Annotated in this window: 23 protein-coding genes; 8 read left to right on the forward strand and 15 right to left on the reverse strand. The window is 72.5% G+C overall.

From position 1 onward, the window contains the following. Positions 1 to 95 precede the first annotated feature (95 nt). A complete protein-coding gene (locus OG753_RS07915; RefSeq protein ID WP_405787823.1) occupies positions 96 to 794 on the forward strand; it encodes an MBL fold metallo-hydrolase in 699 nt (232 codons plus the stop codon). A gap of 23 nt (positions 795 to 817) precedes the next feature. Here the strand turns inward: OG753_RS07915 and OG753_RS07920 are convergent, their stop codons facing one another. Further along, the gene (locus OG753_RS07920; protein ID WP_327261086.1) at positions 818 to 1,855 is read right to left on the reverse strand and encodes an NUDIX domain-containing protein; all 1,038 of its coding nucleotides are present in this window, start codon (positions 1,853 to 1,855) and stop codon (positions 818 to 820) included. A 189-nt stretch (positions 1,856 to 2,044) separates the two neighbouring features. On the opposite strand from OG753_RS07920, the gene OG753_RS07925 reads away from it, so the two are divergent. Next, the gene (locus OG753_RS07925) at positions 2,045 to 3,031 is read left to right on the forward strand and encodes a LacI family DNA-binding transcriptional regulator (RefSeq protein ID WP_327266669.1); all 987 of its coding nucleotides are present in this window, start codon (positions 2,045 to 2,047) and stop codon (positions 3,029 to 3,031) included. 3 nt (positions 3,032 to 3,034) lie between these two features. Here OG753_RS07925 and OG753_RS07930 read toward each other — a convergent pair whose 3' ends face one another. Then, positions 3,035 to 3,229, reverse strand: coding sequence for a hypothetical protein (locus tag OG753_RS07930; protein WP_405787825.1), 195 nt, complete (start codon positions 3,227 to 3,229; stop codon positions 3,035 to 3,037). A 157-nt stretch (positions 3,230 to 3,386) separates the two neighbouring features. Between OG753_RS07930 and OG753_RS07935 the strand changes: the two genes are divergently transcribed. Continuing rightward, positions 3,387 to 5,660 (forward strand): hypothetical protein, encoded by a 2,274-nt coding sequence (locus OG753_RS07935; RefSeq protein WP_405787827.1) that lies wholly within the window; start codon positions 3,387 to 3,389, stop codon positions 5,658 to 5,660. A 117-nt stretch (positions 5,661 to 5,777) separates the two neighbouring features. Here OG753_RS07935 and OG753_RS07940 read toward each other — a convergent pair whose 3' ends face one another. From OG753_RS07940 to OG753_RS07960, 5 genes are all read right to left on the reverse strand, one after another. Next, positions 5,778 to 7,076, reverse strand: coding sequence for a DUF6986 family protein (locus OG753_RS07940; RefSeq protein ID WP_327261089.1), 1,299 nt, complete (start codon positions 7,074 to 7,076; stop codon positions 5,778 to 5,780). A gap of 174 nt (positions 7,077 to 7,250) precedes the next feature. Continuing rightward, the gene (locus tag OG753_RS07945) at positions 7,251 to 8,213 is read right to left on the reverse strand and encodes an electron transfer flavoprotein subunit alpha/FixB family protein (protein WP_327261090.1); all 963 of its coding nucleotides are present in this window, start codon (positions 8,211 to 8,213) and stop codon (positions 7,251 to 7,253) included. A 58-nt stretch (positions 8,214 to 8,271) separates the two neighbouring features. Continuing rightward, complete coding sequence (locus OG753_RS07950) at positions 8,272 to 9,057, reverse strand: electron transfer flavoprotein subunit beta/FixA family protein (RefSeq protein WP_030012969.1); 786 nt, start codon at positions 9,055 to 9,057, stop codon at positions 8,272 to 8,274. A 200-nt stretch (positions 9,058 to 9,257) separates the two neighbouring features. Further along, positions 9,258 to 9,851 (reverse strand): flavin reductase family protein, encoded by a 594-nt coding sequence (locus OG753_RS07955; RefSeq protein WP_405787830.1) that lies wholly within the window; start codon positions 9,849 to 9,851, stop codon positions 9,258 to 9,260. A gap of 291 nt (positions 9,852 to 10,142) precedes the next feature. Further along, the gene (locus OG753_RS07960; protein WP_327261092.1) at positions 10,143 to 10,472 is read right to left on the reverse strand and encodes a thioredoxin family protein; all 330 of its coding nucleotides are present in this window, start codon (positions 10,470 to 10,472) and stop codon (positions 10,143 to 10,145) included. Between the two features lie 247 nt (positions 10,473 to 10,719). Here OG753_RS07960 and OG753_RS07965 point away from each other — a divergent pair, with 247 nt between their 5' ends. Continuing rightward, a complete protein-coding gene (locus OG753_RS07965; RefSeq protein ID WP_327261093.1) occupies positions 10,720 to 11,442 on the forward strand; it encodes a lysophospholipid acyltransferase family protein in 723 nt (240 codons plus the stop codon). Positions 11,443 to 11,510: 68 nt separating this feature from the next. On the opposite strand, the gene OG753_RS07970 is transcribed toward OG753_RS07965, so the two are convergent. Continuing rightward, a complete protein-coding gene (locus tag OG753_RS07970) occupies positions 11,511 to 11,894 on the reverse strand; it encodes a hypothetical protein (protein WP_405787832.1) in 384 nt (127 codons plus the stop codon). A gap of 65 nt (positions 11,895 to 11,959) precedes the next feature. Then, positions 11,960 to 12,595, reverse strand: a complete 636-nt coding sequence (locus OG753_RS07975; protein ID WP_405787834.1) for a CGNR zinc finger domain-containing protein — start codon at positions 12,593 to 12,595, stop codon at positions 11,960 to 11,962. Between the two features lie 81 nt (positions 12,596 to 12,676). Here OG753_RS07975 and OG753_RS07980 point away from each other — a divergent pair, with 81 nt between their 5' ends. Beyond that, a complete protein-coding gene (locus tag OG753_RS07980) occupies positions 12,677 to 13,948 on the forward strand; it encodes an MFS transporter (RefSeq protein WP_405787835.1) in 1,272 nt (423 codons plus the stop codon). Here OG753_RS07980 and OG753_RS07985 read toward each other — a convergent pair. The 5 genes from OG753_RS07985 to OG753_RS08005 form a co-directional block, all read right to left on the reverse strand. Then, on the reverse strand, positions 13,884 to 14,483 hold the full coding sequence (locus OG753_RS07985; RefSeq protein ID WP_405787837.1) for a transglutaminase family protein: 600 nt from the start codon (positions 14,481 to 14,483) through the stop codon (positions 13,884 to 13,886). The two genes, OG753_RS07980 and OG753_RS07985, sit on opposite strands and share 65 nt — an antisense overlap. A gap of 87 nt (positions 14,484 to 14,570) precedes the next feature. After that, positions 14,571 to 15,671: a threonine aldolase family protein gene (locus OG753_RS07990; RefSeq protein ID WP_405787839.1), complete on the reverse strand. Its 1,101-nt coding sequence runs from the start codon at positions 15,669 to 15,671 to the stop codon at positions 14,571 to 14,573. Then, the gene (locus OG753_RS07995; protein WP_327261099.1) at positions 15,650 to 16,411 is read right to left on the reverse strand and encodes an SDR family NAD(P)-dependent oxidoreductase; all 762 of its coding nucleotides are present in this window, start codon (positions 16,409 to 16,411) and stop codon (positions 15,650 to 15,652) included. Before OG753_RS07995 ends, OG753_RS07990 begins: the two co-directional genes overlap by 22 nt. 26 nt (positions 16,412 to 16,437) lie before the next feature. Beyond that, the gene (locus OG753_RS08000; RefSeq protein ID WP_383191808.1) at positions 16,438 to 17,844 is read right to left on the reverse strand and encodes a DUF6421 family protein; all 1,407 of its coding nucleotides are present in this window, start codon (positions 17,842 to 17,844) and stop codon (positions 16,438 to 16,440) included. Between the two features lie 235 nt (positions 17,845 to 18,079). Beyond that, entirely contained in the window at positions 18,080 to 19,201 is a 1,122-nt protein-coding gene (locus tag OG753_RS08005) for an LLM class flavin-dependent oxidoreductase (protein WP_327261101.1), read from the reverse strand. 49 nt (positions 19,202 to 19,250) lie between these two features. Here OG753_RS08005 and OG753_RS08010 point away from each other — a divergent pair, with 49 nt between their 5' ends. Both OG753_RS08010 and OG753_RS08015 read left to right on the forward strand, forming a co-directional pair. Next, on the forward strand, positions 19,251 to 19,877 hold the full coding sequence (locus OG753_RS08010; RefSeq protein ID WP_405787842.1) for a helix-turn-helix transcriptional regulator: 627 nt from the start codon (positions 19,251 to 19,253) through the stop codon (positions 19,875 to 19,877). Positions 19,878 to 20,067: 190 nt separating this feature from the next. After that, the gene (locus OG753_RS08015; protein WP_405787844.1) at positions 20,068 to 20,760 is read left to right on the forward strand and encodes a glycerophosphodiester phosphodiesterase; all 693 of its coding nucleotides are present in this window, start codon (positions 20,068 to 20,070) and stop codon (positions 20,758 to 20,760) included. Between the two features lie 18 nt (positions 20,761 to 20,778). Here the strand turns inward: OG753_RS08015 and OG753_RS08020 are convergent, their stop codons facing one another. Continuing rightward, positions 20,779 to 21,318 (reverse strand): GNAT family N-acetyltransferase, encoded by a 540-nt coding sequence (locus tag OG753_RS08020; RefSeq protein ID WP_327261104.1) that lies wholly within the window; start codon positions 21,316 to 21,318, stop codon positions 20,779 to 20,781. Positions 21,319 to 21,449: 131 nt separating this feature from the next. Here OG753_RS08020 and OG753_RS08025 point away from each other — a divergent pair, with 131 nt between their 5' ends. After that, a complete protein-coding gene (locus tag OG753_RS08025) occupies positions 21,450 to 22,034 on the forward strand; it encodes a DUF5134 domain-containing protein (RefSeq protein ID WP_405787846.1) in 585 nt (194 codons plus the stop codon).

Below are 22,034 nucleotides of genomic sequence, written 5' to 3' on the forward strand. Positions count from 1 at the left end.
GGCGTACTGCGCTCCGGGCGTACTGCGCTCCGGGCGTACCACGCTCCCGGCGAAGTCGCGTGCCCCGGGCGGCCGGCCGTGCGTACGTTCGCCGTATGGATCTCGTCGAAGTACTTCCGAACCGGCTCCACATGCTCCGCTTCCCCGTCGGCCAGGCCTATCTCTGGCAGGACGCCGAAGCCCTCACCCTGATCGACTCGGGCAACGCCGGGTCGGCTACCGAGATCGAGGGGGCGATACGTTCCCTCGGGCTGGACCCCGGGCGGCTGGAGCGCATCGTCCTCACGCACTGCCACGGCGATCACACGGGCGCGGCCGGTGAGCTCGCCGCCCGCTGGGGCGCGCGCGTACTGGCCCACCGGCTGGACGCGCCCGTGATCCGGGGCGAGCGGCCCGTACCCGAACCGGTGCTGCTGGACTGGGAGGTCCCGCTGTACGAACACGCGCTGGCGGTGGTGCCCGCGGCCCCGCCCACCCCGGTCGACGGGGAGCTGGAGGACGGGGACGCCCTGGGCTTCGGGGACGGGGCGTACGTGGTCCACGCCCCGGGCCACACGGACGGCAGCATCGGGATCCACCTCCCGCGCCACGGCGTGCTGTTCACGGGCGACTGCGTCGCCGCCGTCGGCCCGCTGATGCTGGGCGTCTTCAACGTGCACCGCGGCCGGGCGATCGAGACCTTCCACCGCCTGGCCGCGCTCGCCCCTTCGATCGCGTGCTTCGGCCACGGCGACCCCCTGACGGTGGACACGGCCGCGGCTCTGGCCAAGGCCGCGGGGGAAACCCCCGCCTGAGGGCGGGCCGGGCCACGACGGCCTCAGCCGGTGGGAACGCCCGCCTCCAGGTAGAGGGGGCGGCCGCGTTCCCGGGCGCGCAATGCCCAGCGCAGGCGTTCGTAGCGGTGCTGCGGAAGCAGGCCGGCGGCCTCGGTCTCCGTGACGAAGCGCCAGGCCCGCAGCTCCGGGCCCGGCAGTCGGAGCCGGGCCCTGGCCCCCTCCAAAAGCCGGCCGCCGTCGAAGAGCAGGCGCAGCCCGCCGTAGCCGGGCGGCTGCGGCGGCTCCCAGTCGACGACCAGCAGCCCGGGCGTCCGTTCCAGTACGACGCCCAGTTCTTCGGCGACCTCCCGTACGCCCGCGCATGCCGGCGCCTCGCCCGCCTCGACGACCCCGCCGGGGAACTCCCAGCCCGGCTTGTACGTCGGATCCACCAGCAGCACCCGGTCCTGCTCGTCGAAGAGCAGCACCCCGGCGGCCACCGTCTCGCGGGTCGGCTCCGGGGTCTGCACGATGTCGCAGACCCGGGCCGTCTCCGAGCGGACGGCATCGGCGATGCGCTCCGCCGTCTCGCGCGGGGTCAGGACCCCGTTGTCGATGACGTGCGCGTCACCGGTCAGCCAGCCGAGGGCCTGCTGGTAGGCAGGTATGTGGTCGTACGCCCACTGCCGGACCCGGAGGTCCACCTCCGCGGGCTCCCCGGGCTCCTTCCGGGTGGCGATGCGCTCCCGCAGGATCGTTTCCGCTGGGGCCAGCAGCACATGCCGCACCGGGATCCGACGCGCCGCCAGCCCGCCGAAGATCTCGTCCCGGTACTCCTGGCGCAGCAGCGTCATCGGTACGACGAGCACCCCGCCCAGTTCGGCCAGCATCGCCGCGGCGGTGTCCACCACCAACCGCCGCCAGCTCGGGAGGTCCTGGTAGTCGCTCACCTCGGCGAGCCGTTTCGGCGGCAGCAGCACGCGCAGCGCGTCTGCGACGAGCTCCGGGTCGAACAGGGTGCTGTCCGGCAGGATTCCGGTCAGTTCGCGGGCCGTGCTGGTCTTTCCGGCGCTGAATGTGCCGTTGATCCAGACAATCACGTCTACCCCTCTCCCCATGGCTCGTCCGGAGCCCCCAGTGGCTTGCCCGCATCACCCTGCCACGAAAACCTCGGTTTCCACCGATTGCTTATCCTCGAGGTCACAGCCCTGCACGTGAGCCCCGGAGGATTCGCCACCGTGCCCCACAACCGCCGCCCGTTCGAGCCCCGCTACGGCAACCGGCCGACCATGAAGGACGTGGCGTCCCAGGCGGGCGTCGGCCTCAAGACGGTGTCGCGCGTGGTCAACGGGGAGCCGGGGGTCACCCCCGAGACGGAGAAGCGGGTCCAGGAGGCCATCGAGGCCCTCGGTTTCCGGCGCAACGACAGCGCCCGGGTGCTGCGCAAGGGCCGTACCGCCACCGTGGGCCTGGTCCTGGAGGATCTCGCCGACCCCTTCTACGGCCCGCTGAACCGGGCGGTGGAGGAGGTGGCCCGCGCGCACGGGGCGCTGCTCATCAACGGCTCCAGCGCCGAGGACCCGGACCGGGAGCGGGAGTTGGCGCTCGCGCTGTGCGCCCGCCGGGTGGACGGTCTCATCGTGATCCCGGCCGGGGACGACCACCGCTATCTGGAGCCGGAGATGCGGGCCGGTGTGTCCACGGTGTTCGTGGACCGCCCGGCGGGCCGGATCGAGGCCGATGTCGTCCTCTCGGACAGCTTCGGAGGCGCGCGGGGCGGGGTGGCCCACCTGATCGCGGGCGGCCACCGCCGGATCGGGTTCATCGGCGACCAGCCCCGCATCCACACGGTGGCGGAACGGCTGCGCGGCTACCGCGAGGCGATGGCGGAGGCGGGCCTGCCGGTGGCCGAGTCCTGGGTCTCCCTCGGGTCGACGGCCCCGGAGCGGGTCGCGGCGGCGGCGCGGGCGATGCTCGCGGGCTCGGACCCGGTGACCGCCGTCTTCGCCGGCAACAACCGGGTGACAGTCACGGTCGTACGGGTCCTCGCGGCGCACGGCCGGCCGGTGGCGCTGGTCGGCTTCGACGACTTCGAGCTGGCCGACCTGCTGCGGCCCGGCGTGACGGTGGTGGCCCAGGATCCGGCGGCCCTGGGCCGGGTGGCCACGGACCGCCTGTTCCAACGCCTCGCGGGAGTCGACCTGACCCCGTCCCGCATCGAACTCCCGACCCGCCTGATCCCCCGCGGCTCGGGCGAACTCCCCCCGGCCGCCTGACCGTCACCGGATCAGCGCCCGCAGCACGGGCACGGACACCCCGGCGGCCGCGAGCCCGGCAAGCACGGACGGTGCGGCGCCGGACCCGCCGAGGAAGGTCAGGCCGCCGGCCGTGAGGCCGATCAGGACCGCGGCGAGCAGCACGACGGCGGCGTGCAGGGTCACGAAGGGCGCATCGTCGCCCGGAGTTGTGGTCATGGCCCGATGGGAACACCGCCGAAGCGGCGCCGGCGCATGCGCCGAACGGATCCCGGTCGCGGCCGGACGCCACCGGACCGCGCCGTGGACCGGTGGCGTTCCGCCCTGTCCGGGATCGTCCGGCGGCGCGGTGTCCCCGCCTCTAACCTGTGCGGTGATGAACAGCGTGCCTGCATTCAGCGAAGAACTCGCGGCGTTCGCGGCGGACTTGCGCAAGCTGCGGCTCGACCGCGGCAACCGCTCGTACCGCGATCTGGCCGCACGTGCGGCCAAGTCCACGACGGGCATCCGGATTCCGGTGTCCACCCAGAGCGACGCGTTCCGCGGGGAACGGCTGCCGGGGCTGGACCGGCTCATGGGTCTCGTGCGGATCCTGCACTCCTACGACGAGTTCGGGCGGGAGCGGGCCGCCATCCCGCCCCACAACTCCCCCGAGCTGGAGCCCTGGCGCCGGCGCTGGCGCGACCTGGCGGAGCTGGACCCCGGCGCGTCCCGGCGCGAGGCCCCGCCCGCCCCGGTCCCGGCCGCGCCACCGGTTCCGACGCATACGCCGACGGCCGCTCACACGCCGTCTCCTCCTCCCTCCCCGTCTCCGCTCGTCACGGAGAGCGGCGGGGCCGAGTTCACCATCGCTCTCAAGCTCGTCGGACACACCCGTCTGGTGTGGCGGCTCGCGTTCTCTCCCGACGGCCGCACACTGGCGTCCGCGGGCAACGACGGGACGGTGAGGCTGTGGAACACGGCCGACGGCCGGGCGGAAGGCACTGCGCTGAGCGGCGAGAAGCCCGCACCCGTGCTCCAGGTGGGCTTCTCCCCGCTCGGCGACCGGGTGGCGGCCCTCTCCGACGACGGCCGCGCCCAGCTGTGGAACAGCCGCACCCTCGCGCCCCAGCACCTCCCCGGGGGCCGGCGCCCGGCCAGCAGCATCGGTTTCACCCCCGACGGACACCTGCTCGGCGCGACTCCGCAGGGCTCCGACTGCCAGGTGTTCGATCTCGACACCGACGCCCCGCGGGGTGCCTGCGCCGCGTACAGCGGGCGGGCGGACGCGCTCGCCTTCTCGGCGGACGGCCGGCGGCTGGTGGTGGCCGACGGGTTCGCCGACGTACGGCAGTGGGACACGGTCACCGGTCAGCCGGTCGGAGCCGCGCTGACCGGGCACTGCGACAACGTGGAGGCCCTCGCCTACTCCCCCGACGGCCGCCTGCTGGCCACCGGGAGTCACGACACCACCGCCCGGCTGTGGGACACGGGCACCGGCAAGCAGACCGGCCCGGAACTCGTCGGGCACGACAACGCGGTCAACGCGGTGGCGTTCTCCCCGGACGGAACCCTCCTGGCGACGGCGAGCGCGGACCGGTCCGTACGGCTGTGGGACACGGCCACCGGCCTTCCGGCGGGGCCCGCACTGACCGGGCACACCCTCGCCGTCAACGCCGTTGCCTTCTTCCCCGACGGACTGCTGCTCGCCACCGCGGGCGACGACAAGACGATCCTGCTGCACCGGCGGCGTACCGCGGGCGCCCTCGCGGTGTCGGCGGGCGCGGGCGCCCTCGCGGCCGCCCTGCGCGAGCACCTGGTCCTGCCCCTGCCGGCCCGCGAGGGACCCGGTCTGCCCCTCGACCTCGTACGGTTCGCGCCCGACGGACGGCGGATCGTCGCACTCGCGGGCGCGTTGAAGGTGGCCGTCTGGGACCCGGCCGGGTCCGGGCCCGCCCGGGTGCTGGACGTTCCGCCGCACATGCCGCTGCTGGGCCTGGACTTTCCCGGGGACGGGGACCCGGTGGTCTGGTCCTCGCACGGGCTGACCCCGCCGATCGGCCCGGCCACGGGCACCCGGCTCGCCCTGGTCGACCACATGTCGTACTCGCCGGACGGGCGGCTCGTCGCGGTGACCGACCTCTTCGGGCGGGTGGCCGTGCACGACTGCCGAACCTTCGCACCGCGCGGTGGCCCGCTGGACGCAGGGGATCCCGATGCGGGGACCGACGTACGGTTCTCCCCCGACGGGCGGCTGCTGGCGCTCCTCGGCCGGGAACTGCGCGTCTGGGACACCGAACGGGCCCGGTACGTGAGCCGGCGGCAGCAGGCGCGGTGTTTCGCCTTCGGTGCGCAAGGGCGTCTGCTGGCCCTGGTGGACGCCGACGGCGGACCGGTCCGGCTCTGCGATCCGTGGTCCGGTGCGGAGGTGGCGGAGCCGGTGGGCGACCTGCGAGCCGGCTGCGAGGAAGTGGCCCTGTCACCCGACGGCCGGCTGCTGGCCACCGTGGACGGCGCCGGCGACTTGACGGTGTGGGACCTGGCGGTGCGGCGGCCCGTGGTCCAGGAGGCCGCACGGCTGACCTCGTTGGCCTTCTCCCCCGACGGCAGCCTGCTGGCCGCGACCGCCGGCGACTCCACGCTGCGGCTGTGGCTGGTCGGCGTCGCGTGAACGACCGCCGGGGTGTGTCCTTCGGATCCTGCCGGACAGCGGGGCCCGGCAGGATCCGGAAGACATGCCCCAGGCCCGTCCGAGGGCAGTTCCCGGACGGGCCTCGGGGCAGGAGGGTCAGCCGGTTGCCGTCAGGGTGGCCGAGCGGCGCGGGATCGCGAAGGCGTCCAGTTCCGCGCGGGTCAGGCCGGTCAGGGCGGTGACCTCCTCGGCGCCCACCGCGCCGCAGTCGAGGCCGCGGACCAGGTAGCCGGCCAGGGCCTTGGCGGTGGCCGGCTCGTCCATCACGTCGCCCTCGATCTTGGCGACGTACGCCTTCAGGCGCGCGGCGGCGGTCTCCAGGCCCTCGCGGTAGAAGGTGAAGACGGCCGCGTAGCGGGTCGGCAGGTGCGCCGGGTGCATGTCCCAGCCCTGGTAGTAGGCGCGGGCCAGCGCGCGGCGGGTCAGGCCGTAGTGGAGCTTCCAGCCCTCGTGGACCTTCTCGGTGGTGCCGATCGGCAGCACGTTGGTGGAGCCGTCCGATACGCGTACGCCGGTGCCGGCGGCAGCGACCTGCATGATCGCCTTGGCGTGGTCGGCGGCCGGGTGGTCGCTGGCCTGGTAGGCCGCGGAGACGCCGACGCAGGCGCTGTAGTCGAAGGTGCCGTAGTGCAGGCCGGTGGCGCGGCCCTTGGAGGCCTCGATCATGCGGGCCACCGTGGCGGTGCCGTCGGAGGCCAGGATGGACTGGCTGGTCTCGATCTGGATCTCGAAGCCGATCCGGCCCGGGCGCAGGCCGCGGGTGGTCTCGAAGGCCTCCAGCAGCTCGACGAAGGCGGTGACCTGCTCGGCGTAGGTGACCTTGGGGAGGGTCAGGACCAGGTTCTCAGGCAGGCCGCCGTGGGCGAGCAGGCCGGAGAGGAAGATGTCCGTGGTGCGGATGCCGCGGTCGCGGACGTTGGACTCCATGCACTTCATGCGGATGCCCATGTACGGGGCGTTGGTGCCGTTGGAGTACGCCTCGGAGATCAGGCGGGCGGCGCGGGCCGCGGCCTGGTCCTCCTCCTCGTCGGAGCGGACGCCGAAGCCGTCCTCGAAGTCGACGCGGAGGTCCTCGATGGGCTCGCTGAGCAGCTTGGCGCGGACGCGGTCGTAGACCGGTACGGCCAGCTCGTCGGAGATGCCGAGCACCTTGGCGAAGGTGGCGGCGTCCGGGGCGTGCTCGTCGAGGGCGGCGAGTGCCTGGTCGCCCCAGGAGCGGATGGTGTCGGCGGCGAAGACGTCACCGGGTACGTAGACCGTGTGGATGGGCTGCCGGGTGCCGGGGTCGCCCGGGTAGTGGCGCGCGAGTTCCGCGTCCACCGGCGCGAGGGAGGCGCTGATGCCCTCGCTGACCGCGCCTGCGAGGCTCGTCGCCACCTTCTCCTGCTGACCCATCGTGCACTCTCCTCTTTTCCGCTTCACGGAAGCTTAGATCCGCATAGCAGAATTTAGTCACGGGGTTCCGCTCCGTCAATGGTCCCCCCGCCGTCCTGGACAAACGACTCGGGGCCGCGCGGTGACAATCACCACACGGCCCCGGAGAAGCGAAGCTACGAAGAGAAGCGCAGGTCAGCCCTTGCGCGCCTTGATCTCGCCGGTCAGCTGCGGAACGACGGCGAAGAGGTCGCCGACGACGCCGTAGTCGACGAGGTCGAAGATCGGGGCCTCGGCGTCCTTGTTGATGGCCACGATGGTCTTCGAGGTCTGCATGCCGGCCCGGTGCTGGATCGCGCCCGAGATGCCGGAGGCGATGTACAGCTGCGGGGAGACCGACTTGCCGGTCTGGCCGACCTGGTTGGAGTGCGGGTACCAGCCGGCGTCGACGGCGGCGCGCGAGGCACCGACGGCCGCGCCGAGGGAGTCCGCGAGCTCCTCGATGATGCCGAAGTTCTCGGCACCGTTGACACCGCGGCCGCCGGAGACCACGATCGCGGCCTCGGTCAGCTCGGGGCGACCGGTCGACTCGCGGGCGGTGCGGGCGGTGACCTTGGTACCGGTGGCCAGGGCGCCGAAGGTGACGGCGAGCGCCTCGACGGCGCCGGCGGCCGGAGCGGCCTCGACCGGGGCCGAGTTCGGCTTCACGGTGATGACCGGGGTGCCCTTGGAGACGCGGGACTTGGTGGTGAACGACGCGGCGAAGGCGGACTGCGTCGCGACCGGGCCCTCGTCACCCGCCTCCAGGTCGACGGCGTCGGTGATGATGCCCGAACCGATACGGACGGCCAGGCGCGCGGCGATCTCCTTGCCCTCGGCGGAGGACGGGACGAGCACGGCGGCCGGGGAAACGGCCTCGTACGCGGCCTGGAGCGCGTCCACCTTCGGTACCACGAGGTACTCGGTGAACTCGGGGGCGTCGGCGGTGAGGACCTTGACCGCGCCGTGCTCGGCGAGCACCGCGGCGGTGGCGTCGGCACCGGCGCCCAGGGCGACGGCGACGGGCTCGCCGATGCGGCGGGCCAGCGTCAGCAGCTCGAGGGTGGGCTTGCGGACGGCGCCGTCCACGTGGTCGACGTAGACGAGAACTTCAGCCATGGGACTGCTCTCCTGCGATTGCGAAGTGTCTGGGGGCTAAGAGGGGTGGCCGAGGTTCTTAGATGAACTTCTGGCCGGCCAGGAACTCGGCCAGCTGCTTGCCGCCCTCGCCCTCGTCCTTGACGATCGTGCCGGCGGTGCGGGCCGGGCGCTGCGCCGCGGAGTCGACCGCGGTCCAGGAGCCCTCGAGGCCGACCTCGTCGGACTCCAGGTCCAGGTCGGACAGGTCCCAGGACTCGACCGGCTTCTTCTTGGCGGCCATGATGCCCTTGAAGGACGGGTAGCGGGCCTCGCCCGACTGGTCCGTCACCGAGACGAGCGCGGGGAGGGAGGCCTCCAGCTGCTCGCTCGCGGTGTCGCCGTCACGGCGGCCGGTCACGGTGCCGTCCTCGACCTTGACCTCGGAGAGCAGGGTGACCTGCGGGACGCCCAGGCGCTCGGCCAGGATCGCCGGCAGCACGCCCATGGTGCCGTCGGTCGACGCCATGCCCGTGATGACCAGGTCGTATCCGGCCTTCTCGATCGCCTTGGCGAGCACCAGCGAAGTGCCCATGACGTCGCTGCCGTGCAGGTCGTCGTCCTCGACGTGGATGGCCTTGTCGGCACCCATCGACAGCGCCTTGCGCAGCGCGTCCTTGGCGTCCTCGGGGCCCACCGTCAGAACGGTGATCTCGGCATCGTCGGCCTCGTCGGCGATCTGCAGCGCCTGCTCGACGGCGTACTCGTCGAGCTCCGACAGCAGGCCGTCGACGTCGTCACGGTTGACGGTCAAGTCTTCGGTGAACTGCCGGTCGCCCGTGGCGTCGGGCACGTACTTCACACAGACAACGATCCTCAGGCTCACGCCGGCTCTCCTACCGCATCGTCTTTTCTGGTACCGCCTTATGCAGGCAGCATAGGCGCCTTGTCGGGCGGATCCCGGTCGGGGCGGCCCGCGCTCCGAAGGGAATGTTACTCGCCAGTACATCGTGGGTCCCACCAAGCCGCAAGGCTGCCGAGCTGTGATCTGCCCAACGCCGTGCGGCCCGGCCGAGCAGGGACGTTTCAGTCGCGCAACGCGTTGAAGCGTCCCTGGTGGTACAGCAGGGGACGGCCCTCCCCGGCCGGATCCCCGACGACTGCCTCAGCGATGATCACACGATGTTCGCCGGCGGGCACACGTGCCACCACCCTGCAGACCAGCCACGCCAGTACGCCGTCCAGCACCGGCACCCCGTGCGGGCCCGAGGCCCAGCCGGTCGGCGGACCGAAACGGTCCGCTCCGCTGCGGGCGAACAGGCCCGCCAGATCCCGTTGGTGCTCGCCGAGTATGTGGACGCCGAGGTACTCGCTGTCGCGCACCGCGGGCCAGCTCGAGGCCCCGGTGCCGATGGTGAAGGACAGCAGCGGAGGGTCGGCGGAGACGGAGTTGAGCGAGGTGGCGGTGAATCCCACCGGGCGGCCGCCGTCCTGGGCGGTGATCACGGCGACGCCGGCGGCGTGCTGCCGGAAGACCGAACGCAGGAGGTCGGGCGAGCCGGGCCGGGTCGTGTCGGCCGCTGTTTCGGCCGGGATCGGGGCCGGGGCCGGGATCGGGGCCGGTATCGGGGAACGGGGGGACGGAGCCGTGGGGACCGTCGGGACTGTCGTAGCAGTCATCAGGGTTCTGCCTTCTGCCGCGGAACACGCGGGCGCTGTCGGGGATCGGGGGCCGGGGCTTTCAGTGATCCCAACAGCGCGCGCTCGCGTGGCGGACGAGGTCCACGTGGACCCGTCCGTAGAGCAGGAGTTCATACCGCATACCGCCAGCCTGGCGATCTCCCGTGGACACAGTCAAGCGGGATCGGGCAGATGTCAGGCGCGTCACGCTGTGTGCGGGCGCGCGCACCGGCGCTTTCGGCACCACCCCGTCGGGCCGCCCCGCAGCCGCTGCGCCCGCCGCGCGGCGCGTCATACGGCGGCCCCCAGGGCGGCGATCACGTCCACCTTGCGGGGCATCCCGGCCGCCCGCCGCACGATCCGGCCCGCCGCGTCCAGGACCAGCACGGTCGGGGTCTTCTCGATCCCGAGGGCCCGCACCAGGTCGAGCCGTTCCTCGGCGTCGATCTCTATGTGCGCCACTCCCTCGACCATCGCCGCCACCTCGGCGAGGATCCGGCGCGTGGCCCGGCAGGGCTGGCAGAAGGCGCTGGAGAACTGCACCAGACTGGCGCGCCCGCCCGGCTCCGCGCCCAGTTCGGCGGCGCCCAGCCGGGTCCCCGCGTCGTCCTGCCCGAGCACCCGCGCTCCCGTCGCCGTTTTCGTGCACGTGATTCGTGTACGTGCACCATCCTCGTACGCTCGTCCGTGGAACTGAGCACTCCGCAGGCCCGCGACATTCCCGGCGTGACGAGAATCTCCCCGGGTAGGGGCTTCTGGACTGGCCAGCAGGCCGCGTATGGGGCACGATCCCCATGGTCGCGTACCTACGCTTCCGTAACTTCCGGCCGGGAGCACCTCCCCAGGCAGAAAGCGGGGTCTCCCCACCATGGCTGAGCTCGTCTACCCTCCCGTGATCGGTGCCGCGCACGGACTCTTCCGCGCGCTGGACATCCGTATCGACATGAAGGGCACCGAGAACATCCCCCGCAAGGGCGGTGCGGTCCTGGTGTCGAACCACATCGGATACCTCGACTTCATCTTCGCCGGGCTGACGGCGCGGCCGCAGAAGCGCCTGGTCCGCTTCATGGCCAAGGAGTCGGTGTTCCGACACAAGGTGTCCGGTCCGCTGATGCGTGCGATGAAGCACATCCCCGTCGACCGCAAGCAGGGTGAGGCCGCCTACCAGCACGCCCTGGACTCCCTGCGTGCCGGCGAGATCATCGGCGTCTTCCCGGAGGCGACGATCTCCCAGTCCTTCACGCTCAAGAGCTTCAAGTCGGGGGCTGCGCGCATGGCGCAGGAGGCCGGGGTCCCGCTGATCCCGGTGGCGCTGTGGGGCACCCAGCGACTGTGGACCAAGGGCCGTCCGAAGAACCTCAAGCGCAGCCACATCCCGGTGACGATGCGCGTGGGCGAGCCCGTCGAGGCTCCGGCCGACCAGTACGCCGGCGCCATCACCCGCCGGCTGCGCGAGCGCGTGCAGGAGCTGCTGGACTCCGCGCAGCGCGCCTACCCGGACAAGCCGAAGGGCGCGGACGACTCGTGGTGGCTTCCGGCCCACATGGGCGGCACCGCGCCGACGGCGGCCGAGGTCCGCGAAGCGGGCTGATCGGCTCCGCTCACGACGTCGGCCGCCGGAACCCGGAGAGGGTTCCGGCGGCCGACGTCGCGGCGCGATCAGCGCCACACGCTGGGCGGCTCGCACGGGGCGGCGAAGCACTGCCACTGCGGCTTCCAGTGCGGGTGCCCGGGGCGGGTGAAGAAGGGGCTGTCCGACTCGCCGGGAATGTTGGCGAAGTCGCCGGGGGGCGCCTCTTCGGCCGGCGACTCGCTGTCGGGCACGCCCGATCCCGGGGAGCGGTCGAAGAGGCTTCCGCTGCCGGGCGGGCCGATCCACATCAGGTTGGACCTGTTGCCGTCGTCGGCGCTGTCCTGCGCGACCGCGTGCGGCGTCGCCGGGGTGGCGGCGAAGGCGGTCGTGGGCACCAGCACGCCGCCCGCGACGACGGCGGTCGAGGCGGTGAGCAGGGCGAGGCGGCGGATCCGAAAGGGGCGGGTCATGGTGGTTCTCCTCTTGACGGGGAATGGGACGACCCCTCCAGTACGCCTCGCCGGCCCCCGGCGCGTCATGCCCCTGCATCTCGGGGCTTGACGGATCGAAGGGCCCCGGACTCGGTCCGGGTTGTCGGCGCGGGTCGGGGGCTCCCTCGTTCCTGCTCCCGTTTCCGGCGGCGGTGCGCGGCGACCCGGGCCCGCGTGGCGCAGCTGCCGGAGCAGTAGCGGCGCGCGCTGCCCGGCCCGGTGGCGAGGAAGAAGCGTCCGCAGCCCGCGGCGGCGCAGGCCCCCCAAGCGATCCGCCCGTGCTCGGTGAGCAGTTGGGCGAGTGCGAGGGCGCCCGAGGCCAGGAACCAGTCGCCCCAGCCGGCCCCCTCGCCCCGGTCGACGTGCAGGTGCCAGGGGTGGCCGTCGTGCCGGGTGAGCCGGGGCCGGGTGCCGCACTCCTCGAACAGCGCGTTCAGGGCCTCGGCGGCGCGGTCCTCGTCGCCCTCCCCGAGCACCGCCGCCATCTGCCGTGCCGCGGAGCGCAGTTCGGCGGCGGCCGTCTCGGGAAACGCCTCCTCGGTCAGGTCGGCGGGGCGCTCCCCGTGCCCGGCGAGCAGTTCCGCGAGCGCGGCGCGCGGCAGTTCGGGGGCCGTGCGGACCGCCTCGGCCACGTCGACCAGCCGCCGGGCCGCCGAGAAGCCGCCCCGGGGATCCCCCATCCTCATGTCCTTTCGCCGTACACCCGCATGACGTAACGTCTTGGGCGTCTATGACGTTACATCCTGTCGGGGAGGGGTCGCATGGGCGGATTCGGGCGGTACCTGGCCGCGGCGCTGGCCGCACGGATCGCCTCTGAGGGCATGGGCATGGCCGTGGTGCTGCTCGCGTTGGAGCGCACCGGGAGCGCCGCGCACGGGGCGTTCGTACTGACGGCCTGGTTGGCCCCGCACGTCCTGGCGGCTCCGCTCGCGGGCGCCGCGGCGGCCCGCAGCCGCCGGCCGCGGCTGTTCCACGTCGGCGCCCTGGCCGGGTTCGCGGCGGCGGTGGCTGCGCTGACCGCCCTGCTCGGCCGGGCCCCCGTCCCGCTGGTGCTGGCCGTGGCGGTGCTCGGCGGCTCCTGCGGGCCGATGGTGACCGGCGGACTGTCCAGTCTGGTCACCGGCCTCGTCGCGGCGGGGCCCGGGCGCGACCGGGCGTACGGCTGGGACGCCGCGACCTACAACGCCGCCGCCGTCACCGCGCCCGCGGCCGTCGGCCTGGTCACGGCCCTCGGCTCGGCCGGGCCCGCGATGGCCGTCCTGGCGGCGTCCGGAGCACTCGCGGCGGTGCTGGCGGCAACCCTCCCGTACGGGGGCCAGGGCGCGGGCCCGGCTCCCGACGCGCCCCGGGCCGGCCTGGGTGCGGGGCTCGCGGCCCTGTGGCGGGTCCGCGAACTGCGGGCCGTCACCTCGGCCACGACCCTGGCCTTCGTCGGCATCGGCTCGCTCACCACCGTCTCGGTGCTGCTTGCGACCGAACTCGGCAGTCCGGGCGGTGGGGGCGTGCTGATGACGGCCTTTGCGGTGGGCGCGCTCGGCGGCTCGCTCACGCTGGGCCGGGTCACGTCCGTGGCGCCGGACCGGCTGGTGCGGTGGGCGCTGGCCGGGACCGGGGTGGCCCTGGCGGCGGCCGCCTTCGCCCCCTCGATGGCCGTGACGGCGGTGCTGTTCGCGCTGGCCGGGATATGCGACGGGCCGCTGCTGACGGCCACGCTGCGGATCCGCTCGGAGTACGCGCCGGACGGGGCGCGGACGCAGGTGTTCACCCTGGGGGCGGGACTGAAGCTGACGGCCGCGTCGGCCGGGGCCGCCCTGGTGGGCATCGCGGCCGGCGCGCCCGCGGCGGCGCTGCTGACCGGGATCGCCGCTCTGCTGCTCGCGGCGGCACTGCTGCACGCCCTGACGTCGCCGCGGGGGCCCGCACGGCCCGCCCGCGCCGGATCCACCGGATCCACCGGATCCACCGGATCTACAGGGCCGTCGGCAGGTTCCGCCACAACTGCGGCCGGTCGACGGACTCCCGAAGGGCCTTGAGCACGGCCGGGTGCGGGCGGGCGTGGAGCTCCGGGTAGTCGATCTCGCCGAGTTCCGGGCGTACGGGGAAGGCCAGCCGCTCGTGGTCGAGGTCGAACCGGGCGTCCACACCGGGCTTGTTGCCGCGCGGGTCAAGGCGGGACCAGCGCGCACTGCCGGGCAGCCGCAGGGCGATCAACCCGTGCACGAGGGGCTCGGTCCCGTCGTCCTCGGTGAGGCGCTGGTAGCACAGCGCCCCGGGGATGCCCTGGGCGCGCAGCAGGGCGACGAGGGCGTGGGACTTGGCGTGGCAGATGCCGTTGCGCGTCGCGAGGACGTCGGACGCCCGCCAGGTGACGCGCAGGTCGCCGGAATCGGCGGAGTGCGGGATGGTGTCGCGGACGAACCCGAAGGCGGCCTTGGCGTATGAGTATGCGTCTCCGGTGGTGGACCAGAGGGCGTCGGCGGTGTCCTGTACGCCCGGATGCCAGTGGTCAATCGCCTCGTCGGACGCCAAGTAGGCGTGGATGTCAGGGTTCTGCTGGGTCAGCTGCATGGCCGGAGCATAGGCAAACCCCCGACCGGAAATCCATAGATTTCCGGTCGGGGGTATAGCTATGCAGATCTGTGCCGTGCTGGCCGTCTAGCGGGCCAGCTCTTCCTTCAGCGCCTGGAGGAAGGCGTCCACGTCCTCTTCCTGGGTGTCATAGCCGCACATCCAGCGGACGTCGCCCGCGGCCTCGTCCCAGAAGTAGAAGCGGAAACGCTTCTGCAGTCGCCGCGAGACCTCGTGCGGCAGTCGCGCGAACACCGCGTTCGCCTGCACCGGGTAGAGGATCTCCACGCCGTCCGTCTCGCGCACGCCGGCGGCGAGCCGCTGCGCCATCGCGTTGGCCTGGCGGGCGTTGCGCAGCCACAGGTCCTTGGCGAGCAGGGCCTCCAGCTGCACCGACACGAACCGCATCTTGGACGCGAGCTGCATCGACATCTTGCGGATGTGCTTCATCTGCCGGACCGCGTCCGGGTTGAGCACCACCACGGCTTCGCCGAACATCATGCCGTTCTTCGTGCCGCCGTACGACAGCACGTCCACGCCGACCGCGTTCGTGAAGGCGCGCATCGGCACGTCGAGCGAGGCCGCGGCATTGGCTATGCGGGCGCCGTCGAGGTGCACCTTCATGCCGAGCCCGTGGGCGTGCTCGCAGATCGCCCGGATCTCGTCCGGGGTGTAGACCGTGCCCAGCTCGGTGTTCTGGGTGATCGACACGACCTGCGGCATCGCCCGGTGCTCGTCCTCGAAGCCCCAGGCCTCCTGGTCGATCAGCTCGGGGGTGAGCTTGCCGTCCGGGGTCGGGACCGCGAGCAGCTTGAGGCCCGCCATCCGCTCCGGTGCGCCGCCCTCGTCCACGTTGATGTGGGCGCTCTTGGCGCAGATCACCGCGCCCCAGCGGTCCGTCATCGCCTGGAGGGCGGTGACGTTCGCGCCGGTGCCGTTGAAGACCGGGAAGGCCTCCGCATAGGGGCCGAAGTGGCTGCGGATGACCTTCTGCAGGTGCTCGGTGTAGTCGTCCTCGCCGTAGGCGACCTGGTGGCCGCCGTTGGCGAGCGCGATGGCCGCCAGGACCTCCGGGTGCACTCCCGCGTAGTTGTCGCTCGCGAAACCTCGCACCGCCGGGTCGTGGTGGCGCCGGGCGTCGGTCCTCCCGGCCTCGGTTCCGGTTCTCACGGTTGCGGAGTGAGCCACAGACGCTGTCCGTTCACATCGATTGCGGGCCGCTCCCAGACGCCGGCGATGGCCTCGGCCAGCTCCGTCACGTCGGTGAAGCCCGCGAACTTCGCATTGGGACGCTCGGCGCGCATCGCGTCGTGCACCAGTGCCTTGATGACCAGGATCGCAGCTGCCGCCGCGGGGCCCTCGTCACCCCCCGCCTTGCGGAAGGAGTCCGCCATCGCCAGGGTCCACGCCTCGGCGGCCGCCTTGCCCGCGTTGTACGCGGCGTTGTTGGCGACCGGCTTGTGCGCCCCGGACTGGCTGATCAGCACGTAGCGGCCGCGGTCGCTGCGCAGCAGCCCGTCGTGGAAGGCCAGCGAGGTGTGCTGGACCGTGCGGATGAGGAGCTTCTCCAGGAAGGTCCAGTCCGCGAGGTCGCTGTCGGTGAAGGTCTTGCTGCCGCGCCAGCCGCCGACGAGGTGGACCAGGCCGTCGATCCGGCCGAATTCCTTCTCGGTCTGCTCGGCCCAGGCCTTGGTGGCGTCCAGGTCGAGCAGGTCCACGGTGTCACCGGTGATGGTGGCGCCACCGTGGGCGTAGCGCGCCGCGTCCACGGCCTCCGCGAGCCGCGCCGGATCGGCGTCGGACGCGATGACCACGGCGCCCGCCTCGGCGAGGCGGAGCAGGGTGGCGCGGCCGGCGGGCCCGCCGGCCCCGGCCACCGCCACCACCGCTCCGTGCAGCTTTCCGTTGCCGTTCCCGGAGCCGTTCATCTGTGCAGCCTCCTGTGGGCGAGTGCTCACGCGGCGACTCGCTCGGCCTGCTCGGCATTCAGGGCGGTGATGCCCTTCGTGGAGGCGATCACTCCCTTGAGCTTCTTGGCGAGCGCCTCAAAGAACATGCTGAGCGGAAACTCGTCCGGAAGCACGTCGTCCACGAGCTTGCGCGGCGGCTGCGTCATGTCCAGGGCGTCGGGGCCCTTGGCCCACTTGGAACCCGGGTGCGGGGCGAGGTAGGTGGAGACCAGCTCGTAGGCCTTGAACCAGTGGACGAGCTTCGGGCGGTCGATGCCGGCCCGGTAGAGGTCCTCGATCTCGGCGCACAGCTGGTTGGTGACCTGCGGGGCGCGCATCCAGTCGATCTTCAGCTTGTTGTCCGTCCAGCGCACGACGTCGTGCTTGTGGAGGTAGGCGAAGAGCAGCTGGCCGCCGAGGCCGTCGTAGTTGCGGTTGCGGTCGCCGGAGACCGGGAAGCGGAACATCCGGTCGAAGAGGACGGCGTACTGCACGTCGCGGCCGTGCTCGTTGCCCTCGGACTCCAGCTTCACGGCCTCCTTGAAGGCGGTGAGGTCGCAGCGCAGCTCCTCCAGGCCGTACATCCAGAACGGCTGGCGCTGCTTGATCATGAAGGGGTCGAACGGCAGGTCGCCGTGGCTGTGGGTGCGGTCGTGGACCATGTCCCACAGGACGAAGGCCTTCTCGCAGCGCTCCTGGTCCTCGACCATGCGGGCGATGTCCTCGGGCAGGTCGATGCCCAGGATGTCGACGGCGGCCTCGGTCACCTTGCGGTAGCGGGCGGCCTCGCGGTCGCAGAAGATGCCGCCCCAGGTGAAGCGCTCGGGTGCCTCGCGCACGGCGATGGTCTCCGGGAAGAGCACCGCGGAGTGGGTGTCGTAGCCCGGGGTGAAGTCCTCGAAGGTGATGCCGAGGAAGAGCGGGTTGTCGTACCGGGTGCGCTCCAGCTCGGCGAGCCACTCGGGCCACACCATCTTGAGCACGACGGCTTCCAGGTTGCGGTCCAGGTTGCCGTTCTGGGTGTACATGGGGAAGACGACGAGGTGCTGGAGCCCGTCGGCGCGCTCGGCGGCCGGGTGGAAGGCCAGCAGGGAGTCGAGGAAGTCCGGCACCTTGAAGTCGTCCGCGGCCCACTTGCGCAGGTCGGCGACGAGGGCGCGGTGGTACGCGGCTCCGTGCGGGAGCAGCGGCGACAGCGTCTCGACGGCCGTGATCACGCGCTCCACGGCGGCCAGGACGGTGGCGCGGCCGTGCGCACCCTCGACCTCGAAGTCGATGGAGCCGTCCTTGGCCTGCCAGGGCCGGATCTCCTCCACGGCGGCCTTGAGCTCGGCCCACGCGGGGTGGTCGACCACCCGCGCTCCGGCGGTTATCACGGCGCCGTCGGTACCGGGCACAAGAGTTTCCGTCATGTCACTTCCTCCACAGGAGAACCTCACGTATGGGCAGCGTATGCGTGCGAGGCTCTTCCGCTCAAGAGGGAACTCGGGAAATTATCCTGCGTCACCCCCTCCTTCGCCGGAAGTCTTCCCGTTCGTGGCCGCGGAACCGATCACTCCGCCCAATTGCGCCAAGGCTTCCCCGGCTCGTGGCCGGATCCCGGCCCGGCCGGGGCGGGCGGATCCCGGGAGACGGTGGAGGCGCACATCACACGCCCCGGAAGTGTGGAATGACCTTTTCGCCCCACTGCCGCAAGGTCTCCAGGCAGGCCTCCTGCTCCACCGTGCCCATCTGGATCAGACACATGACCTCGTCGGCGCCGGCCTCCCGAAGTCGCTCCACGTAGGCGATGGCGTCGTCGGCGGTCCCGTAGGCGTGGTCGGCGTTGAAGGTGGCCGTCGAGGTCGGCCGCACCGGGATGTCCAGCTCGTGCAGCCGGGCCACCACCTGCTCGGCGGCCCGGCGCATCTCCGCAGCCTCGTCGGCTCCCGCGACCACGGCCTCGTCCGGGATGCCGGCCCCGCCGTACCAGTGGCCGATGGACTGGGCGAAGAACCGCTGGCCCCGGGTGCCGATCCGGCGCGCCTCCTCCCGGTCGTCGAGCACGATGGTCGGGCACAGCACGGAGAAGTGGTCGTTGACCACGGTGGACACGAAGCGGCTGCCGTCGCGCCCGGCGATCGCCGCGTCGTAGACGGAGCGCATGTCCGCGATGGACCCGGGACCGGCGAAGCCCATCACCAGCGCCCCGATCCCCAGCTCGGCCGCCTGGACCAGGGTCTCGCCCCGGCTGCACGCCAGGAACAGCGGCGGATGAGGGGTCTGCCGCGGTCGCGGCAGGATCGGGTGCGGGTCGATGTCGATCAGCTCGCCGTGGTACTCCAGCTCCTCCTCCTGCCAGGCCCTGCCGATGATCCGCAGGGCCTCCTCGACCTCGGCCGTGGTGCGCTCCCGGTCCACCCCGCACAGCGAGGTCTCCTGCTCGGTGCCCCCGCGTCCGGCCCCGAGGTCCAGGCGCCCTCCCGAGAGCAGGTCGAGCATGGCCGCCCGTTCGGCGACCCGCACCGGATGGTTGAAGTTGAAGGGCATGCACACGACGCCGTGCCCGATGCGTATCGTGCTCGTCCTGGCGGCGACGAAACTCAGGAAGACCTCGGGAGCGCTCATGTGCGCGTACCACTTCAGCGAGTGGTGTTCGACCGCCCAGATCCGGTCGAATCCCATGCGTTCGGCCAGTACGGCCTGCTCGACGCAGTCGCGGATGACCTGGTGCTCCCGCTCCGCCGTCGGGTCGGCAAGCTGAGCTTCGAAGATCACGGAGAATTTCACTGTGCCTCCAGGGTTGCGTCGCGTACCCGGCCTCACTTCAATAAGAAATATGACTAATAGTCAGGAGGCGAAGAAGCAAGAGCTTCCGCCGACCGCGTGGGCCGTCCTGGGCCTGCTCTCCTTCCCCGGCGAGCGGACCGGCTACGAGCTGAAGAAGTGGGCGGACTCCTCCCTGCGCTTCTTCTACTGGTCACCGGCCATCAGCCAGATCTACGCGGAGCTGCGCCGTCTGGAGGAACTCGGCTACGCGGCCTCCGCGCGCTCCGGACCCGAGGAGGCCCGGGCCAAGCGGCGCTACGCGATCACCGACGCCGGGCGCGGGGCGCTGGCCGGCTGGGCCGCCGACACCACCGAGGCCGGGCCCCCGGTGCTCAAGCACGGGCTGCTGCTGCGGATCTGGCTCGGCCATCTGGCGGAGCCGGAACGGCTGCGCGCGATGGTCGAGGAGCACGTGGAGCGCACTCGGGGCGAACTGGCCTCCGTACGGGAGGCCATGGAGCACGCGGGCGGCGTACCGGAATGGACCTTCCCGACCCTGGCGCTGCGCTGGAGCGAGCGGCAGCACCTGGCCGAACTGGACCTCGCCGAGGCCCTGCTCACCGACCTGGACGGGCTTGCGGATGCCCCCCAGGAGCAGGGTCGTCAAGCCGGTGGGGACGCGCCCACGCCCGGGTGACGCGCCACGCGCGGCACCGGCCCCGACGGGGCGCACAACCCTGGCGGGAAGCGGCCGGGGCGCTCCCGCGGGGCCGTGCACGCCCGGTCCCTTCGCACCCGCGGCGCACTAGCATGCGACCTCATCGCGCGCGGCCGGTAGGGACACCGCAGCCGCGCGGGGAGCCGCCGTCGACGGAAGCGAGAGAACCTTGACTTTCCTCACCATCGGTCACCGCGGGGTCATGGGTGTCGAACCGGAGAACACCTTGCGGTCCTACCTCCGAGCGGAACGTTGCGGCATGGACGTCATCGCTCTGGAGCTGCGTCTGAGCAAGGACGGAGCCCTCGTCGCCGTGCACGACCCCGAGGTGGACCGGACCACCGACGGCTCGGGGGCCGTCGCCGATCTGACCCTGGCCGAGCTGCGCGAGCTGGACGCCGGTCAGGGCGAGCGCGTACCGGTCCTGGAGGAGGTGCTGGACGCCGTCCGGGTGCCGCTGCAGGCCTTCGTCACCGACCGGGCCACCGCCGCGGTGCTCGCGGAGCTGATCCTGCGGCGCGATCTGACCTCCCGGGTCGAGGTGGCCTCCACCCGGGAGGACGTGCTCGCGGAGACGGCCCGGCTGGTGCCCGGCGTACGGACCGCCCTGTACGCGGACTCCCCCGTCGGCGAAGCCGGTTCCGTCGTGGACCGGGCGCTGGCCGCCGGCGCCGCGAGCGTCGCGGTGGACGTCGAGCGGCTCAGCCTGGAGGCGGTGGAGGCGGCGCACGCGGCCGGCCTGCGCGTGACGGGCAGGGCGGTCGACACCCTGGACCGGCTGCGGCTCGCGCGGGCGCTCGGGCTGGACGGCGCGGCCACGGACTTCCCGGAGATCCGCAGCACGGGCCGCTTCACCGCCTGACGGGGGCCGGGTTCCGCCTCAGAGCGACTTGACCAGCAGTTCGAAGGCCAGGTCGTCGCGGAGCGGGACGCCGAAACGCTCGTCACCGTAGGGGAAGGGGCTGAGGTCGCCGGTGCGCCGGTAGCCGCGGCGCACGTAGTAGGCGATGAGGTCCTCCCGTACGTTGACCACCGTCATCCGCATCTCCTTGGCGCCCCACGTCTCGCGGGCGCGGCGCTCGGCCTCGGCCAGGATCTCCTTGCCGAGGCCCGCGCCCTGGAGCCCGGGGCGGACGGCGAACATCCCGAAGTAGACGTGGTCGTCGCGGTGTTCGAGCTGGCAGCAGGCGACGAGTTCGCCCGCGCGCTCGACGACGAGCAGGACCCCGTCGGGGCCGTCGATGACGGCGCGGACCCCGTCCGGGTCGGTGCGCTGACCGTCCAGGTAGTCGGCCTCGGTGGTCCAGCCGGCCCGGCTCGCCTCCCCGCGGTAGGCGGACTCGACGAGGACCACCAGTTCCGGTACGTCCGTCTCCACGGCGCTGCGGAAACTCAGGGCGGCAGGCTGGGCGGTCGACATCGGCAGCTCCGTTCGGTGCGGTGGCATATGACATGCCGGGAAGGGCAGTGAGAGCGTATCCCGGAGCCGCGTGAGGGTGCCGTGAGAGGGGCATCTCTCCCCGTGACGCCGACGAACCGGGAGGTTCCGCCGTGCACGGTTCCGCCACGTCCCTCGCGAGCTCCGTCCCCTCCTGGCTGCTGGTGCTGCTGTGCGCGGTCAGCGGCGCCTACTGCCTGCGCAGGGCGGGCGGTTCGGGCGGGGCCGCCGGGGAGGCGGTGATGGGGTTCGGGATGGCCCTGATGGCCGTGCCGATCGGGCGCGAGGACGGGTGGCGGCTTCCCGTGCTGGCTGTGGTCTTCTGCGGCGCGGCCCTGCACGCCCTGTGGATGCTGCGGGGCGGAGTGCACCACGCGCACCACCTGGTGGGCTCGCTGACGATGGTCTACATGACCCTGATGGCCGGCCCCTTGTCCGGACCCGGGCTGGGGCACGAGCCGGGACAGGGGCACGAGCAGGGGGCCGGGCTGCCGCTGCTGACCGGGGCGCTGCTCCTCTACTACGCCGGCTACGTGATGCTCGGCGGGACCCGGCTGATCACCGCGGGCGGACCGCTGCCCCCCGGGGCGGGCGCCGGGCACCGGGCGGCCGCGGGGCCCGGTGGACCCGGTGAACTCATCGGCGCCTGCCGACTCGCCATGGGAATGGGGATGTTGGCCATGCTGCTCGCGATGTGA

This window comes from Streptomyces sp. NBC_00029 (assembly GCF_045160505.1).
In the GTDB taxonomy this organism is placed as follows: Bacteria; Actinomycetota; Actinomycetes; order Streptomycetales; family Streptomycetaceae; genus Streptomyces.